Origin of the sequence: Paenibacillus ihuae (assembly GCF_001368795.1) — a bacterium.
Lineage (GTDB): Bacteria > Bacillota > Bacilli > Paenibacillales > Paenibacillaceae > Paenibacillus_AQ > Paenibacillus_AQ ihuae.
The window spans coordinates 4,248,540-4,266,026 of the sequence record NZ_LN831198.1 but is presented as its reverse complement, the minus strand read 5'-3'; the positions used below and the strand labels follow the sequence as shown (position 1 = coordinate 4,266,026).

The 17,487-nt window shown below is 50.7% G+C and carries 14 protein-coding genes; 10 read left to right on the top strand and 4 right to left on the bottom strand.

The window, feature by feature from the left end; all coding sequences use genetic code 11:
- Positions 1 to 272: 272 nt before the first annotated feature.
- The 3 genes from AQR02_RS19595 to fabV all read right to left on the bottom strand — a co-directional run bounded on the left by AQR02_RS19595 (position 273) and on the right by fabV (position 3,762).
- A complete protein-coding gene (locus tag AQR02_RS19595; RefSeq protein ID WP_054941914.1) occupies positions 273 to 1,133 on the bottom strand; it encodes an AraC family transcriptional regulator in 861 nt (286 codons plus the stop codon).
- Positions 1,134 to 1,229: 96 nt separating this feature from the next.
- Complete coding sequence (locus tag AQR02_RS19590; RefSeq protein WP_054941913.1) at positions 1,230 to 2,360, bottom strand: glycoside hydrolase family 88 protein; 1,131 nt, start codon at positions 2,358 to 2,360, stop codon at positions 1,230 to 1,232.
- Positions 2,361 to 2,571: 211 nt separating this feature from the next.
- The gene (fabV, locus tag AQR02_RS19585) at positions 2,572 to 3,762 is read right to left on the bottom strand and encodes an enoyl-ACP reductase FabV (RefSeq protein ID WP_054941912.1); all 1,191 of its coding nucleotides are present in this window, start codon (positions 3,760 to 3,762) and stop codon (positions 2,572 to 2,574) included.
- Positions 3,763 to 4,026: 264 nt separating this feature from the next.
- Between fabV and AQR02_RS34630 the strand changes: the two genes are divergently transcribed.
- Positions 4,027 to 4,278: a hypothetical protein gene (locus AQR02_RS34630; RefSeq protein ID WP_245237558.1), complete on the top strand. Its 252-nt coding sequence runs from the start codon at positions 4,027 to 4,029 to the stop codon at positions 4,276 to 4,278.
- Positions 4,279 to 4,717: 439 nt separating this feature from the next.
- On the opposite strand, the gene AQR02_RS19580 is transcribed toward AQR02_RS34630, so the two are convergent.
- Positions 4,718 to 5,227, bottom strand: coding sequence for a DUF1572 family protein (locus AQR02_RS19580; protein ID WP_054941911.1), 510 nt, complete (start codon positions 5,225 to 5,227; stop codon positions 4,718 to 4,720).
- Positions 5,228 to 5,675: 448 nt separating this feature from the next.
- Here AQR02_RS19580 and AQR02_RS19575 point away from each other — a divergent pair, with 448 nt between their 5' ends.
- From AQR02_RS19575 to AQR02_RS19535, 9 genes are all read left to right on the top strand, one after another.
- Complete coding sequence (locus AQR02_RS19575) at positions 5,676 to 6,920, top strand: serpin family protein (RefSeq protein WP_054941910.1); 1,245 nt, start codon at positions 5,676 to 5,678, stop codon at positions 6,918 to 6,920.
- A 106-nt stretch (positions 6,921 to 7,026) separates the two neighbouring features.
- Positions 7,027 to 7,785, top strand: a complete 759-nt coding sequence (locus tag AQR02_RS19570) for a BofC C-terminal domain-containing protein (protein WP_159067799.1) — start codon at positions 7,027 to 7,029, stop codon at positions 7,783 to 7,785.
- A gap of 233 nt (positions 7,786 to 8,018) precedes the next feature.
- The gene (locus tag AQR02_RS19565) at positions 8,019 to 8,936 is read left to right on the top strand and encodes an ABC transporter ATP-binding protein (RefSeq protein WP_054941908.1); all 918 of its coding nucleotides are present in this window, start codon (positions 8,019 to 8,021) and stop codon (positions 8,934 to 8,936) included.
- A gap of 2 nt (positions 8,937 to 8,938) precedes the next feature.
- Positions 8,939 to 10,090: an ABC transporter permease gene (locus AQR02_RS19560; RefSeq protein ID WP_054941907.1), complete on the top strand. Its 1,152-nt coding sequence runs from the start codon at positions 8,939 to 8,941 to the stop codon at positions 10,088 to 10,090.
- Position 10,091: 1 nt separating this feature from the next.
- Entirely contained in the window at positions 10,092 to 11,198 is a 1,107-nt protein-coding gene (locus AQR02_RS19555) for an ABC transporter permease (RefSeq protein ID WP_054941906.1), read from the top strand.
- Positions 11,199 to 11,230: 32 nt separating this feature from the next.
- Positions 11,231 to 13,828, top strand: a complete 2,598-nt coding sequence (locus AQR02_RS19550) for a condensation domain-containing protein (RefSeq protein WP_054941905.1) — start codon at positions 11,231 to 11,233, stop codon at positions 13,826 to 13,828.
- Positions 13,821 to 14,990, top strand: coding sequence for a condensation domain-containing protein (locus tag AQR02_RS19545; RefSeq protein ID WP_054941904.1), 1,170 nt, complete (start codon positions 13,821 to 13,823; stop codon positions 14,988 to 14,990). Before AQR02_RS19550 ends, AQR02_RS19545 begins: the two co-directional genes overlap by 8 nt.
- 10 nt (positions 14,991 to 15,000) lie before the next feature.
- On the top strand, positions 15,001 to 16,581 hold the full coding sequence (locus tag AQR02_RS19540; protein WP_054941903.1) for a non-ribosomal peptide synthetase: 1,581 nt from the start codon (positions 15,001 to 15,003) through the stop codon (positions 16,579 to 16,581).
- Entirely contained in the window at positions 16,565 to 17,326 is a 762-nt protein-coding gene (locus AQR02_RS19535; protein WP_054941902.1) for a condensation domain-containing protein, read from the top strand. Before AQR02_RS19540 ends, AQR02_RS19535 begins: the two co-directional genes overlap by 17 nt.
- The last annotated feature ends 161 nt before the right edge of the window (positions 17,327 to 17,487 follow it).

Genomic DNA, 17,487 nt, shown 5'->3' with positions numbered 1-17,487 from the left:
CTGCCGGCGGGCTGAACGAGAGAATCAACGGTAAATGTCCCGTTGATTCCCGCTGCCGGCGGGCAGAACGAGAGAATCAACGGTAAAAGTCCCGTTGATTCCGCTGCCGGCGGGCAGAACGAGAGAATCAACGGTAAAAGTCCCGTTGATTCCGCTGCCGGCGGGCAGAACGAGAGAATCAACGGTAAAAGTCCCGTTGATTCCGTAAAATGGCTGCTCCTCACATCCATTTTATATAAGGGCGTTTTTGCGTTATTAGCATCAGATTGGCTTCAGCGGATGCTCTTTCTGTATTTCTCCGGCGAAATTCCTTTGTTTTTTTTGAACATTTGACTGAAATAGGAAGGGGAAAAACTGCCCACCTCCATCGCGATCTCCTGAACGGATTTAGCGGTATTGGCAAGCAGGATACAAGCTTCACTTACACGCCGCTGCATCAAATATTCGGACAGCGTGATGCCGGCGAACTGCTTGAATACATGCGAAATATGATACGGTGACAGATGCATACTAGCAGCCAATGCTTCGAGGCTGAAAGGTTCTTTGTAATGTTCATCCAGCCACTCGGTGATCTGCTCTACATGTGATCCTCCGCGTGAATGCAAGGGGTCGACTTCGCCCATGACACCGGACATTTGTTGTTGAAGCTGGCGGATGAGCTGAAGCATCAGGAACCCGATCGTTTCTTCTTTGTCTGCAGCAGAGTTATTTATAGAATGGTCTATTTCCTCCAGCAAATCCGGAATCAGGGTGTTCTGCATCTCATAGAAAACCGGCTTCTGGAGGCTGCCCTTCCACATCCTGCGGAAAAATTTCTCCAGGAAAGGAAAAGCGGAAAGATAATGCTCCAGAAAAAGGGGATCAAAGGTCAGATTGGTACGGATATAAGAACGGCCTTGTGCCGGAGGAACCATTACACGGTGCAGCTGATAGGGCTGGAACCAGACCAGCGTATGATCCCGGATAGGGTAGGTCTGATTCTCTGCCATAATCTCGCCGCGGCCATTGTAAATATACAGCAGCTCAATCCCCCTGTGCGCGTGAAACCAGTGGGCTTCCTCATTTTCGTATTTATAATTGAATAGAAGTAAACCAGGTTCAAGCCTTTGGGATGAATGATCGTTCCTGTCCATAAAAAGCTCCCTTATGATCCGTTATTATTTACAGTATAGATCATGCCTCTCCTATCGGCCACCGGGAAGACAAGGGGGTGCCTGATGTACATCCGTTTAGCGTTCATACCAGTATCCCGGAACGCCTTGCTGCAGACGCAGCAGCGCTTCCAGAAAGAAATAGTCCCCCCAGATCATGAAATCATCAGGCGAAGAGTTTCCTCTGACAGAATAGGAGCCGTGCCGCAGAAAACCTTCCTCCGACAAACTGCCTGCGGTAAAATAGCCGTCCAGCAGGGAATCCATAGACTTCCCCGCCGCTGCGGCAAACACATCCCGGTCCGGATCACCCTCCGGCAAGTGCTCCAGCAGCTCAAGGATGCCGCACACAAAGATGGCGGAAGCCGAACTGTCGCGGGGAGTGGAAGGCTCCTGCGGAACATCGAAATCCCAGTATGCAACATCATCACCGGAAAGCTGCTCCAGAAAATAGCGGGCGAGTCTTTTGGAGGTTTCCAGAAAACGCAGCTCTTTAAGATAACGGTAACCCAAGGCAAAGCCGTAAACCCCCCAGGCCTGCCCCCGCGTCCAGGTGGAGCCGTCCTGAAAGCCTTGTCCGGTCTCTCCGCGAAGGGCATTACCTGTCAGCTGATCAAAATAAAAAGTATGGTAGGAGGAATCATCTCCCCTCACCAGGAACCGGCGGCTTTTCTCGGCCTGGATGCTGGCACAGTCGGCATACCTGCGGTCGCCGGTCTGTTCCGTTGCCCAATAGAGCAGCGGCAGATTCATCAGGCAGTCAATAATAATCCGGCCCCCGTCGTTCACATCGCCTTCCGGCCCCCAGGCCTGAAACAGCTGCGGAACAGGGCGCCAGCGCTTCATTAGCATATCGGCTGCTTGCAGCGCCAGCTGACGGGAGTCTTCATCCTTCTCGGCAATCCAGCGGGCTTTGGCAGACAGCGAGTAGAGAAAGCCGATGTCATGATGATCGAGTGACTGCTCCGCTTCCAGGCGTTTCTTGAAAGATTCAACTGTCCTGATAGCTGCTTCGTGAATCTCCGGGTCTTTGCTATATTCATAGCTAAGCCACAAAATTCCGGACCAGAATCCTTCTGTCCAGCTGGTATGGTCCGTCAAAAAATATTTGCCGTCCCCCTGGCTTACAATAGGAAAAGAGCCTCCAAAGCGTTTGATGTTGAGACGGGTGGTTACGAGCGTGTGTTCAATCGCTGTTTTCCAGTTCATCCTAACCTCCATAATATCGCTTTATTGTTATTATGCTCATTATAATCCTGGTGTTATATTGATTTGTTGTGCTTATTATTAGTTAAATTGCGGATTATACCGGAGAAGCCTGAGTTTGGATCCGTATGAATCAGCAGCAAAGAAGCCGCCCCCTGACGGGAGCGGCTTCTTTGCTGTTCACGATGTATATTAAACCTGTAATAAACCCGTGCTAAACCAAATTCGGAATATCCACTGCAGGCTCACTGTCAGCTTCGTAATCTACACCTTCTGTGCGGAAGCCGAACAGGTTGAAGAAATCATCCTGATAGCCGGCAAGGTCGGCCAGCTCAGGTACATTGGCGGTTTCAATAGTGCTCCAGCGTTTCATTACCTCGGCCTGTACATCCTCGCGCATTTCCCAGTCATCGATCCGGATCAGGTGGCTTCCATCTGCTGCCGCCACTCCGCCGTTATACAGATGCTCTGAGAACAGGCGGTACATTTGCTGGATGCAGTTTTCGTGCAGCTCCTTCTCCTTCATGACCCGGTACAGGGCAGAGATATAAAGCGGTACTACCGGAATCGCGGAGCTGGATTGGGTGACGAGTGCTTTATTCACCGATACAAAAGCCCGTCCGCCCGTGGCATTCAGCTTCTCATTCAGTGCGATGGCCGTTTTTTCCAGATCATTTTTGGCTTGGCCGATGGTTCCGTCTTTGTAAATAGGGTGGGTTACTTCCGGTCCGATATAGGAATAGGCTACTGTAGTTGCTCCATCCGCAAGCGTTCCCGCTTCCTGAAGCTGGTCAATCCACATGCCCCAGTCTTCTCCGCCCATGACGGCAATCGTCTGGCGGACCTCATCCTCTGTAGCCGGTTCAATGGTTACGGTAGACACTTCGCCGGAGTGGAAGTTCATCGTTTTGTTCGTATACGCGCTGCCGACAGGCTTGATGACGGAGGAGAAGGTTTCGCCTGTAACCGGATGCGTGCGGCGCGGGGAAGCTACGCTGTAAACGACCAGATCAACCGTGCCGAATTCTTTTTTGATCAGTTCAATCGTCTTGGTCTTGATGCTGTCAGAGAAGGCATCGCCGACGATGCTGAAGGATTTCAGCCCCTGCTCGGCAGCGGCTTGTTCCAGAGCGGCGGAATTATACCAGCCGGCGGAGGCCGTCCGTGCACCCTCAGCAGGCTTGTCGAAGAATACGCCAATGGTATTCGCACCGGCACCAAAAGCGGCTGTAATCCGCGATGCGAGTCCGTACCCGGTAGAAGCGCCGACCACGAGAACATTTACAGGCCCGCTCAGCTTCTTGTGTGCTTTTACATAGTCAATCTGCTGCTGAACCTGCTTGGCGCAGCCTTCGGGATGGGCGGTGGTGCAGATAAAGCCGCGTGTTTTAGGCTGAATAATCATATAGGAAATCCCCTTTGTTTTAGTTTTTAACTTTTTAACCACTAATATAGAGTATAGCAAATGATAGCTTAGAAAGATAAGCTTTGCAGTTTTTTTACTTCCGGTATTTCTCAAAAGGCATAGTGACGCTATGATAAAAGCGGCAGCGGCTGTAAGTGCTGTAGTCACAAAGCTGATACACGGATGATGAAAATGTAAAGAGTATGGGCGGAACTGTGGGGATAGGAGACTTTATTTAGCAACTTTATAGCGGGAGTATGAAATATGGAAAAAATAGTATTGGTTTGTATTATGATAATGTTGATGCTAGCATCGGCTTGTGGAAATGTTGGAACGACACCAAATCCAAATACTTCTAGTGAGCCTAAACCTGAAACGGATGAGTCTATTATTCCCAAAAACACATCCGAATATTGTGATTCAGAAAGTATAAATTTGAATAGTGAAACTGAAAAATATTTCTATGTAACTTGGAAAGTTGAGAAGCTTTTAGGATTTGCAAATTCATGGAGATGAAATCATAATCAAAAAAGACTTTTTTTCATCAAATTAGATTACAGCGACATACTATAACTCAGAGACTCTTTTTATAGATTATACAAAATAGATATCCCAGACTTAAATATAAATGATGTAGTAAAAGCAATAAATATAAGAGACCCTTCTACAAACCTTGGAATACCTTTAAGTTTTTTTTGTTGTGAATAACGATAGGCTTATCTTGTTAGCAGAGGCAACTATTTTTGAGCTTAAAAAAACTATTGATTAAATGAAATATCCACGACACTGAGCCGTTGACGCATACTGCTCACTAGTGAATTCCAAAAGGGTTCGTTTTGAGGTCTCCAATATAAAAACCAACAGCTGCCTTAATCTGAAAAATAAAGTTCTAGACTACTGTTGGTTTATTGAAATAACGTTCCCCGTTCGTTTGCGGAATCCATCTTATGTTTTGTTAATCATAGTTCCAGGTAAGCGGCCCTTTTCTTATTTTTGCAGCATAGATAATTTGACCTGTATGAAAATGGATCTCTCTAAACATTGCCACGATAAGATTCAAAGCCGTCGTCTCGTTGTTCACCTGGCTGTATGTAAGGGGGGGGAGATTAAGAAAGGGTTGGGACATTAGTAACTCAGGAGTGGACCTAAGCTGCTCAAGATAATCTATTAGAATATCAAAAGAGACTCTGGTCTTTGTTATCGCTTCGTCTTTAGACATCATTAGCCCTTTCTCAAATTCCTTGTCTCTGTCTCTTGTGTCAGGGACATTCAGAAGAATGGTTTCAATTCGTGAGTGCACTGCACCTCTTATATGAGCGACTAAGTTTGCGATGCTGTTACTATCCGGTGTCGGGGAGGAAGTAATATCCTCTTCAGACAACTGTTCAATCGCTTGGAGTGTCCATTTCTTCTCTGACCTGAACTTAACTAACATACTTTCCATAAGCTCTAAGGCGATTTCCATTTAACGTCCTCCAATCAAAATTGTTCATCTGTAAAATAATAGCAAACATACGCTCCCCTGCACAATATCAATTAGCACAATGCTAATCTGTCCGTTAATGCCCTTGACAGTCTAGTATACTTATTTTCTTTTGACAGAAATAGTTCCGTTAGATGATGCACAGTTCGAAGATACCGACCCGTTACTCCTGCGGAACAAATGCTATTCGATAACCATCTCCTTTATTACTTTGTTAGAACTCCAATATCACTAGACCGTTTGAACATCCGGAATGTCACCTCCATTCTTTTATGTTAAATTATACCATAAATTCAAGCCATATTCTGCTTCCGGTGATTCTAACACGTAAGCTGACGGCTTGAAACTTTTTCCAATTTCTTGCGTCAGTGATGGTATGTGGATGTTGGGTACATACATTCAGCCACGAATTGTGAAGGGGTGAAGGGTCATGAACAAGATACTGGCAATACTTCTGTCTGCGCTGCTCCTAACCAGCTGCAGTTCCGCCGGTTCCTCGATGAGCTTTAGCGAAAGAGCAGCTGCGGCTAAGAAGCTGGACTCCAGGCTTGCCCAGCAGAGCAATGAGCTTGGGCTTAAGCTGTTCGGCCAATTAAGAGAGCAGAGCGGCGGAGGCGGGAATCTGACAATTTCGCCTTACAGCATTTCTGCCGCATTGGCACTGGCCTACAACGGCAGCAAGGGAGAAACGGCAGAGGAGCTGGGCAAGCTGCTGGGCTATGCGCCTGATGAACTGGATAAGCTTAATACCGGTGAGGGGGCTCTGCTGCCGCTGCTGAACGATGCCGGACCCGGCATTCAGCTTGAGCTGGCTAATTCCGTGTGGGCTAATCAAGGTATACCGCTTCGCAAAGGATATAAGAAAGTAAGTGAAGACTACTATGATGCTCAGATCCGGACTGTAGATTTGGCCGGAGAGAAATCGGTGAATGAGATTAACGAATGGGTCTCTGAGCACACTGCCGGGAAGATCGGCAAGATGCTGGAGCAGCCCCCGGGAGCGCAAAGTGTTGCCGTGCTTGTTAACGCGCTTTATTTCAAGGGTGGATGGAAGAAGGTATTTCCGGAGGGAAATACCCATCCGGGTGAATTCTATCCCGCCGCGAGTCCGGCAGTAGAGGTTCCTCTGACGAAGCAGTTTGGACACTTTCTGTATGCTGAAGATAAGGACTGGCAGGCCGTGCGTCTTCCGTACGGAGAGGGCCAGATGCATATGATTGTAATTCTGCCTGCCAAGGATTCTTCTCTAAATGAGGTTATTGATCATCTGGAAAAAGAAGGGTTACCTTCTGATGATCAATTTTCGGGCAGGCAGGGATCGCTTACATTGCCCAGGTTCACAGCAAGCTATGGTACAGACTTGAAGGAAGCTGTGCAGGCTCTGGGAGTGAAGCTTGCTTTTGACCCTGACAAAGGGGATTTTTCAGCGCTTGCGGATACGGGGACTCCCATCTTCATCAGCAATATCATTCATAAAACATACATCGAAGTGAATGAGTCCGGAACGGAAGCGGCCGCTTCAACGCTTATTGGAATGGACGCGGGAGCTGCCCCTCCAGTTGAAGCGCCTTTTGAGATGACCGTTAACCGGCCGTTTATCTATATTATTGAAGACATACAAACCGGAGTCTGGCTGTTCATGGGCGCAATTGAGAACCCGCTGCTTGCAGAGTAGTGTCAGGGCGGGAACATATTATTTCCACCAGAGCGCATAATTGCCCCCTTCACAGGTCACAATAGGAAAAAACCAGAATGAAGGGATTACAGTGAACGCTTTTCGCTTGAAAAAACAACTGTGGCGGCGATGGAGACGGTGGAAAAAAGCCCCTTGGGTTGGAGCGGCTTGTATCGCATTAACGGTGCTGGCCTGGCGCGGCATGCAGGTTCCGGAAGAGATCAGCGGATTGCTAAGTACTTCCGAATGGAGTATCCCCGCAGCAGCGAATGAATGGAGTGAATTGTATGATCCGCTGCAGAACGGGAATCAGGGGGACAGTGTAGCGGCTCTGGCAGCCGTTTATCATACCGGGAATAACAGGATAGACAGTAGTACCGCAATGGACCGCGTACAGCTGCTGGAAGCGGTGAGCCGTGGAGGCATCAGCAGAACAGTGCATCTGCAGACTACTTATGTAGCAGGTGAGGAAGTGCAGACGCTGCCCGGTGTGAAGAGTCCCGCCCAGCTGAAGGCATTGATTGAGGAGCATCCGGGCTGGAACGGGTGGATCAGCAAGGAAGGCGATCTGTGGCTGGAGCGGCGGGTGAATGACTTATCACCGCTGACTAAAAAGGATGCCCACATCGGGGTGGATGAGCAAGGGAATCTGACTTTGTTCAAAGGGCCTCCGGCCGGAGAAGAAGTGCTGAAAACCTTTTTTCAAATGGATATGGGGTCGATGAAATCCTCACTCCCCGAAGAAATCTGGAAGCAGCTTCACGAAGGCATACGCGTGCAGGATATCGAGGAGTACAACAGTGTGCTCTCGACCTTCAGCGATTATGCCAGGGATTCAGCAGAGCAGGTTATGCAATCTGAATAGGGTATGCACTAAACGGTTATGCGCCTTGTAAGGCGGCATGGCCGTTTTTTTTGTGCGCAAAATCCTGCAGTTATTATCTAAAATCCGCCTGTTATGACATAAAAGTATATCCTTTTGCACCGATGCTACACTGTGATTGTAGGAAAGAGGATCGCAATGAATTCCAAAGTGAATTCGTTCGGAGGATTTCAAAGGAGCAGAAGCTCACAACATTTGTAGGAGGTACAACAGCAATGCGGACAATTTTTTCAGGCGAGGCTATAGATTTCAGCTACAACAAAAAGGAACCTGTTCTGGACGGGTTAACGATCTCAATCACAGACAAACAAATTTATGGACTGCTGGGCCCTAACGGAGCAGGGAAATCAACCTTGACCAAGGTGATGCTGGGGCTGGAGAACCCGCAGAAGGGTAAATTGCAGTGGTTTAACGAGTACCCGAACCAGAGCACGAAAAGCCGGGTGGGATATGTGCCGCAGGATCTGGCTCTGATCTACGATCTGTCGGCGTATGAGAATGTGGAATTCTTCGGCAAGCTCTACAATCTGAAGGGAGAGCGGCTGAAGAATCAGGTCCGCTACGCACTCGAATTCGTCGGGCTGTGGGACGAGCGCAAGCAGAAGCCCAAGAAATTCTCGGGCGGGATGAAGCGGCGGCTGAACATCGCATGCGGCATTGTGCATAATCCGGATGTCATCATTCTGGATGAGCCGACCGTAGGCGTTGATCCCCAGTCGCGCAACCGGATTCTGGATGCCATTCTTGAGCTGAACCAGCTGGGTACAACCATCGTCTACATCTCGCATTACATGGAGGAGGTAGAGAAGATCTGCTCCCATGTCGGCATTATCGATAAAGGTACGCTCCTCTGTGAAGGCAAGCTGAGCGATGTTCTGGAGGCATACACTGATCAGGCGATACTGAAGCTGGAACTTCAGCAAAAGGGAACGGCTTATACCGAGCGGCTGGCAGACTACACGATTATCTCCACAGACGAGAACAAGATCGAGCTGGCAGTTCCTAAGAACAACGTCAGCATCCTTAGTGAAATCAAGGAAAGATTCGGAGATGAGCTCAAAAGCTTTCAATACATCTCGCCGAATCTGGAACAGGTTTTCTTTAAATTAACCAAGAAGAATTTGAGGGATTAGCCATGTGGACCATTTATCTGACAAGCATGAAACGGAAAATAAAAAGTCCGGTCGTATTCGTCAACTATATTCTATTGCCGCTGCTGCTGATTGTAATCCTCGGCAATGCCTTATCCACCATGTTTCAGTCTGAGCCGGAGAAGACAGCGGGAGCCATCAACATCACACAGACCCGCACGGTTGTGGTCAATGAGGACAAGGGACAGCTCGGTAAGGATATTGTGTCCTTTCTGACAGGCAAGGAGAACCAGGAGCTGTACAAGGTAACTGTCGCTATGAACGCGGAGGAGGCCCGGATGTCTCTGGAGGCTGATGAATATGACCAATATATTTATCTGCCGGCCGGTTTAACGGAAGGGGTTAATGCCAAGCAGGAGAGCGCTGTTACGATTTACGGCAAGGACCAGAACATTGATAAGGTGGACATCACGGCATTAACGCTCTCCGCCTTCGGGGACGGCTATCAGGCCATGGATGTGTCTGGACGGAATAACCAGCCTATCGTGTATCAGCATGCTTACAGCAATCTGCTGACTGCAGGAAATACGTCCGAGAAGCAGAGTGCTGCCGGCAATATGTCCGGGCTGAGCTACTACGGAGTGACGATGCTGGTGCTGATTCTCTTTTACGGCCTGGCCAACACGATGAATTTCATTCAGGAGGAGTACAATGAGGCACTTGGCGACCGCTATCTCATTTCTCCGCTCTCCAAGATGTCGCTGGTAGTCAGCCAATGGCTGACCGGCTGCTCGATCTCCATTATTCAGGGGCTGATCATCGTCTTCTGTGCCAAGCTGTTCTTCAATGTATCCTACGGCGCAAGCAATCTGGTTGTTCTGTTTATCATCATTGTAGGCGCGGTTTTCTTCAATGCGCTGGGTTTGTTTCTCGGAGTGCTTGGCCGCCGCATGAAGGCGCTGGACGGTATTGTCTCGCTGCTCATTCCGGTCATGACATTTATCGGCGGCGGCTTTATCAAACTTGATTTCGGCTCACTCAGCAAGCTCAGCATCAACGAGGTGTTTCAGCAGCCTTTGTTCGATTATATCCAGCAGGGTGTAATTCATCTGATGCCTGTCTATAATGCGCTGGCATTGTCCTTAGGCTTTGTGATCATCTCCGTCTTCTCATTGACACGGAAAGGAGTCAGATAAGATGAGAATCTTTGAACTCTATTTGAAACGGATCGTGAAAAGAAGGCTGACGCTTATTTTCATGGTGTTGCTGCCGGTCCTCTTTACCTTTATGGTAGTCACGCAATATAACGATGCCACCAAAGTTACCTTAGCCTTGTATGCACCGGATCCCGCGGTTGACTCTTATGTCTCTGCCATGCTGGAAAAGCAGGATGTAACCCTGATTCATGCGAAGGATGCAGACAGTGCCATTAAGAGCAGTGCCAATCTCGGAATTGTCTTCTCCCAGACGGCCGGGGAATTGTATGCCAGTCCGGATGGAATGAAGATTGAGAGCTATGCCAAAGAAACCAATTTCAATTCAAAATCACTCGAAGTGAAGCTGAACAGTGTCTTCTCTTCCCTGCAGACGCTGGCCAAAAATGCTCCGGATGCAGAAGCTTTCAAGCAGAATATGAAGCTGATGGTGGATTCCCCGGCTAGGGTCAAGGTGGAGCCGAGTATTCTGGGCAATCCGCACGCAGTGGTCCTGACCAGTACGTTCAACATGATTGTCTTCATCATGCTGTTCCTGACAATGACCAATACGCTGCTGTTCCTTGGCGACAAGGTGCATTCGACCACAGAACGGGTCCTGCTGACGGCTAAAAATAAGCTCAGCTACTATCTCCAAACTGCCTTAGTATTCGCGGCGATTGGTATCGTCCAGTTCCTGCTGATGATTGCGCTGATGAGCGGAGCTTTCGGAATTGACCTGGAGCTGTCCGCCTCCCACCTGCTGCTGCTGGTTCTGGCTTACGGCCTGCTGAATGTCATCGCTGCAGGGATTGGCCTGCTGCTGGTCAGCCGTACCACCAAGCAATCCACCGGCCGCCTGCTGGTAACGGTAGTCTCCCTGCCGCTGGCGATGCTCGGAGGAACACTCTGGCCAAGCTCGATTATGCCCGAAGGGATGCAGCGCTTCGCCAGAATTCTGCCTACCCGGTGGATCACGGAGCTGAATACAGAATTGTTCAGCGGGTTCCCGGGAAACAGCGGCGCCGTAACCACCCATTTCATCAGCCTGCTGGGCTGTGCGGCAGTGATCTTCCTGCTGCTGACCCGGGTGAAGACTCAGGATATTTAGAGCAGCTTCCGTGAAAGGAGGAGGGGACCATTATGATAGTGGAGCCAGAAAACGGCACACGGTACTATGAGCTTACACCCCTGCAGCAGAAAATTCTCTATGCAGAGAAGCACAACAAGGATTACGGAATTTATTTCTCGGTTCATTATGACTCACGATGGAGCCGGGCGGAACTGGAGCAGGCCGTACAGCGGGTGATGAATGCAGCCGAGGCCTTTAGCGGCAGGATCATCAGACAGGAAGGGCAGTACCTCTTTGCTGTGGACCGCGGCTTCAAGGATTACAGAAGCGGGACTTCGCTCCGCGGCCAAAGAATCTCCATCTTTGAAGGGCAGCGGTTAGCCGCCTTTTACCTGAGAGAGGATGAGCGCTGCATTGAATTTCTGATGCATCATCTGATTATGGACGGGGATTCCCTCTATCTGTTCCTGGATTGTCTGGAACAGGAGCTGCTGACCAAGGATTCTCCGGTGTTTCAGGAGGGAAGTTATTTCCGGGAGCCCGCAGGCCAGGGGAAGCCGCTACCTATAGCTGACGGATACACGGACAAGATCAGGCAGTTCCTCCGCACGGATAAGGATTCCCGCCCGTATGCCGAACCGGTGTATGGCCGGGACCGGCTCTCTGCTGAAGCATTTAAGGCAGCTGCCGCATTATCCGGCAAACTGAAAGTAACCCGGTTCGGCGTGATTCTGCTGGCTCTGGCCCTGCTGTCGCCGCAGCGGATGAACCTGGTCGGCGTGGTGGTGTCCCGCCGGGATCACCGGCAGCAGGCCGGTGTTATCGGGAACTTTACGGACATTGCTCCGGTGCTCTTGCAAATCGACGAAAGCTTAAGTTACGCCGGCAATGCGCAGAGCATTTTCAAGGAATTGTTTCATGCGATCAGCGGATCGGCCGTACTGTCCTACGAGGAATACATGGAGCTGCTCGGGTATCGCGGGTATGATTACGTACTATCATATACAAAGATGCCGGATCTGGACCGGAAGTCAGCGGTGTTCTCCGGGCTTGCGCTGGGCGAATATCTCCACAAGTACAATAACCACCTGCAGTTCAATGAATACGAGACGCAGCTGGATTATGAGGTGTGTTATGAACAGCCCCTCATGCAGCACCTGTGTGAAGGTCTGGAAGAGATGCTGCTGGAGCTGGATCAGCTGGATCTGTCCCAGCCAGCCGGTAAGGCGCAGATCACGCCGCAGGTTATGATGGAGACTGCTGCGGCAGCCGAGTGGAGTGCTGAGCCAAGAAGGAGCAGCCACTGGTTCCCCGATGTGGATGAGGATGAGAACCTGTTCAACTCCTCCATCTCTTCCATGGATATTGCCAGGATGATCACGGATATTTATGAGCATCTTGGGGTACAGCTCAGCTATCAGGATATTTATGCTTCGGGAACGCTCCGGGAGCTGAAGCAGCTGATTCTCAGCAAGGCAGGCACTGCGGTTCCGCTGCACATGGGCGGACAGGAACCGGATGAATACGTATGTCCGAACTTTATGAAGGTGCTGTTCATCGATAGCTTCCGGTTTACAGATTCGAATATGTATGATGTGAAATATGCGTACCGGATTTCAGAGCAGGGTACAGCAGAATTAATTGCCCTCCAGGCAGTAATCGAGCATGTCATTTCATGCAACGATGTATTCTTCACCGAATATTCCTATGCTGACGGCGAGGTGTCGGGAAAGGTTAAAGCGGACCGGCATGTTGAAATCGGGCATCTCACTGTGGCTGATCCGGAACAGCTGAACGGTATCAGCAGCGGATTCCGCCTGCAGGGCGGTGCAAGGCTGTGGGACATCCGGCTGGTCACAGTGCTCTCCACGCAAGAGACCTACCTGTATCTTAATATGCATCACATGCTGATCGATCAGGTAGGGCTCGCCGTGCTGCTTCGCCAGATCGAGGACAGCTTCAATGGTCGGCCTGTAGATTATGTCCAGTACGCGCAAATTGCCGGAAGCTATGAAGCGGCAATCGGCGATGCCGTACAGGGCTGGCAGCCGCTCCTCCGTTACAACGCCTATCCAAGCCAGGGCAAGCCGATGCTGACCAAGGGAAGCTATCATGTTCATGAGTTTGCTTTTCAAGTGGAAAAGGCCCCCTATTCCGAGACGGAACCCAGATTGCTTACATACATAACAAACCGTTTGGCGCTGGCTTTCAATCATACACAAGGTTATGTAGGTGCGGTATACCACGGCAGGGTGATACCGGGCGCGTCGAAAGTCATCCATTCCTTCGCTAGAGTGCTGCCCATCTTCTTCAACATGGCAGACGAGGAAGTCCTCCGGGAGAGCCTGGCTACGGCACACCGGTATCAGGCGGCATCGATTTACGATCTGAACGGCGCCGGATTTACGCTGGAATTCCCCTCAATCGTGTTTCAGACGCTGGTTGCAGGCAGCAGCGAAGGTACATTATTTGACCGGACGCTGGAGTTCGCAGGGATGTCCAAGTTCCAGATTCTGATGAACCTGGAGCTGTCCGCCGCAGAATGCCGGTTAAGCCTGTATATCGATGACCAGATTTATAATCCGGCGGAAGAAGCACAGATTGTCCGTGATGTGCACGCCGCAGTACAAGAGCTGACTCATAAGGCAGGTGAAGCGGAGCATGCTTGATTATGCACCCTTGGCAGACCGCCAGGAAGCCTGGGAGGAGAGCAGTGAGCTGACCTCCATTCAGCGGAAAATGTTCATCTGCAACAAGCTGCCGATCTACCGTCTGCCGCTGCTGTATCCGCTGGAACCCGGAATCAGCTATGCAGCTGTGAAGGAAGCTTTATACGCAGCGTTCGAGGCACACAAGACACTGCAGGTGAAATATACGTATGAGCCGCAGCTGCGGAAATTTTACCAGCGTTATACTCCGCTGCAGCCGGAAGATTTCATTGTGGAATCCGTCAGGATCAATGAACCGCCTGACCAGTATATCCGGAGCCTGCTGGCAGGTATTGATCTGAGCGCTGATTATCCATGGCGTCTGGCCTTCCTGGAATGGCGGGATGAGCGGTATCTCTGGGCAGAGTTTCATCATATCGTGATTGACGGGCTGGGAATCCGCCGGTTTGAACAGGATTTTACCGGCAGGCTGCTGGAAGGGCAGGAGGTGCTGCCGCAAGCATCGCTTCCATTATCCAGCTACCGCAGAATCTGCGAGCTGCAGAGGGATAACTCCAGCGCACCGGAAGCAACGGGCAGACTGCTGAAGCTGCCTGAGCTGCAGGACAAGCCGGTCTCAGGTGTCGGAAGGCTTACGGTTCCGCTGGATAATAACCGGCAGGAGGCTGTTCAGCGGCTGGCCAAGCAGCTGAATGTAACCAAAAACGCCGTGTTCCAAGGGGTGCTGGAGGAAGTGCTGAGCTGCTGCTGCAGTGGAGATACCTATGGCACCATTGGCAACTGGCGCATGAGCCTGGGGAATTTCACGGAGGCAGGCTGTTACGTGCGGCTGATGCCGAAGCGGATGCAAGCAGCCGTGACAACGGAGGACAGGATCAGAACGATTCACCGGGATAATCTTCAGACGCTCATGATCCGCAGCAATGAGCTGCCGGAAATGACCGAATATCCGGTAATGTACTCCTATGAAGAGGATATGTTCAGGCATTTTCGGTATATTCCGGCAGACAGGATGTGCAAGTTCCAGCTCTACATTCGGGTGTATTGTTACCGCCAGGAGAATGGGATTGAAGCAGAATACAGCAAGGCTAAATATACGGAGGAACAGATTTCTGCAATCATCAGCGAATTCAGCACCAGGCTTGATTATTTAGCAGAATAGGGGGCTCAATATGAATTTATCAGAAATATTTAACAAAACATTTAATATATACCATAGTAAACGGGCGATTTTGGACGATACCCGCACTCTTACCTATCAGCAGCTGGACGGGCTAACCCGCGGAATTGCCGCCGGTCTGCGCAGGCAGGGAGTCGGTGAAGGGGATGTGGTCGCTATCGAATGCGTTAGCAGAATCGAAGCTATTGCACTTATGATCGGCACCATCCGGGCCGGAGCCGCCTATTGTGTCATCCCTGAAGCCTACCCGGACTACCGCAAGGAGAAGATGAAGGCGCTGGTTCAGGCCAAGCTTAGTGTGCATCAGGTAGACTGGGCAGACGGCGGCGATACAGGCGAGCTTCCGGAAGCGGTAAGAAAGCCGGACAGCCTGCTGTACATTATCTTCACCTCAGGCTCAACGGGAGAGCCGAAGGCGGTAGCCATTGAAGATCACTCCATCGCCAAAATTGTGAATGAACCCAGCTTCTACAGCGGCAATGTAATGGGCCAGCTGGCTCCGCTGGAGTTCGATGCCTCGGTGTATGAGATTTTTGGCGGGCTGCTGAACGGTATGACCCTGAAGCTGATCCCTAAAGATGACAGCCTGGATTGCGACAATGTACCTGAAAGGTTCAGCGGTATCGACACCCTGTTTCTGACTACACGGCTGTTCAATCTGTATGTAGATGAGGCCCCGGAGCTGTTCAGGAAGGTGTCGCTGGTTCTCACCGGCGGTGAGCGCTGCTCGGTGCATCATCTGCAGGAAGCGGCCCGGCACTGCACCGTCCTGCATGTATACGGACCTACGGAGACGACCGTTTTTGCCACCTCCCACAAAGTCACTGGTGCTGAACAAGATATGCCTATCGGCAGGATTTTTGACCAGGGAACATTCATGGTTGTAGGCGACAACAACCTTCCGGTGCCCCAAGGGCAGCAAGGGGAGCTTCTGATTGCGGATTCCGGAGTGATGCGCGGCTATCTCGGAGATGAAGAGGCCAGCCGCAGAGTCCTGCTTCAGCAGGACAGAGGACGCTTTTACCGTACCGGAGATGCCGTGTACCTTAATGATGCTGGTGAGATTGTCTACGTCGAACGCAAGGACAGGCAGGTCAAAATCTCCGGCTACCGTATTGAGCTGGGGGAAGTGGAGAAATGTGCCTATGACTTCGGCCTGCAAAAGGATTGCCTGGCGCATTATGACGGTAAACGGCTGACGCTCTACGTGAAGGATCAGGTTGATCTGGAGCAGCTAAGGGGCCATCTGAGAAGCCGGCTGCCTGAATATATGGTTCCTACAGTGAAGGTGGTGGATATTATTCCTATGAATACGAACGGCAAAACGGACATCCAGGAGATTATAAGTGGCAATTGTGAGGCCAATGAGAGCCGGAATGAAATTATGAAGGTGATGACCAGTGTGCTGAGCAGCGAATTAACTGCAGAGCAGACGTTCCTGGATGTGGGCGGGGATTCCATCAAGGCGATGGAGATCATCTGGCAGCTGGGAAGCAAAGGGTATCAGCTGGACCTCGATACGCTGTTCAGCAGAACTATAGGAGAGATCGCGGACAATGTCAGCAATGGTTAGCAGTACCGAGAAGAGGATCGTAAGCAGCTGTCTGCTTAGTCCGACGGCCTATAATATCCCGCTGTTTGTGAGGTTCGCCGAAGGGCTCAACATTCCCAGAATGTATAATCTGCTGACCCGCTATATGGAGGATTTCGAGCTATTCCGTACCTCATATGAGATACACTCGGAGATTCATAAAAGAACCCGGAATGAACCGCCGACGATTGAGGTTAGAACCTTTGAGCATCTGGACAAGGATCGTCTCATCGGTGAGCAGCTGATTACGATCAAGGACCGTGCGCTGGTACGTTTCCTGATCTGCAGGGTGCTCGATGAGCCCGGTGATTATCTGTTCATCAATGCCCATCATGTTCTTCTCGACGGATTCAGCATGAATCTGTTTCTGCAGGAGCTTACCCAGGCTTATCTGTCCGGAGAACCGGCCGTCTCGCAGCTGTATCCGCCGCTGCCGGAGGAGGCTGTGCAGGGAAGCCTGCAGGCAGAAGGCAGCGGGGGCCGGACCCTCAGCTTCGGGAAGTATGCCCCGTTCAAGAGCAAACTGCTGGGCCGACAGAGCAGTGAGATTCATTACCTGAACGAGCGCTTCAGCCTGGACGGCAGCCCGGCCAAACGCCATTCGGATTTCGCGGTGGCACTGACCGCCTTCTCGCTCAGTCTGGCCCATTTTCTAGCACAGCGGCACCGTATATCTGGCCTACCCCTACCTGGGCAGAGACCCCCGGAATTACAAGGCGCTCGGTAATTTCGTCCAGCTGATTCCATTTGGAATAGAACTGGAGGATGAGCTCGGGACAGAGACGGATCGGCTCATTGCCGGCGTTCAGAGCCGGATTTTCGCAAGCTTCGCCGGGCGTGATTATTACGAGGAGCTGATCCGCACGGAGGGGATGAGCAGCATGAATA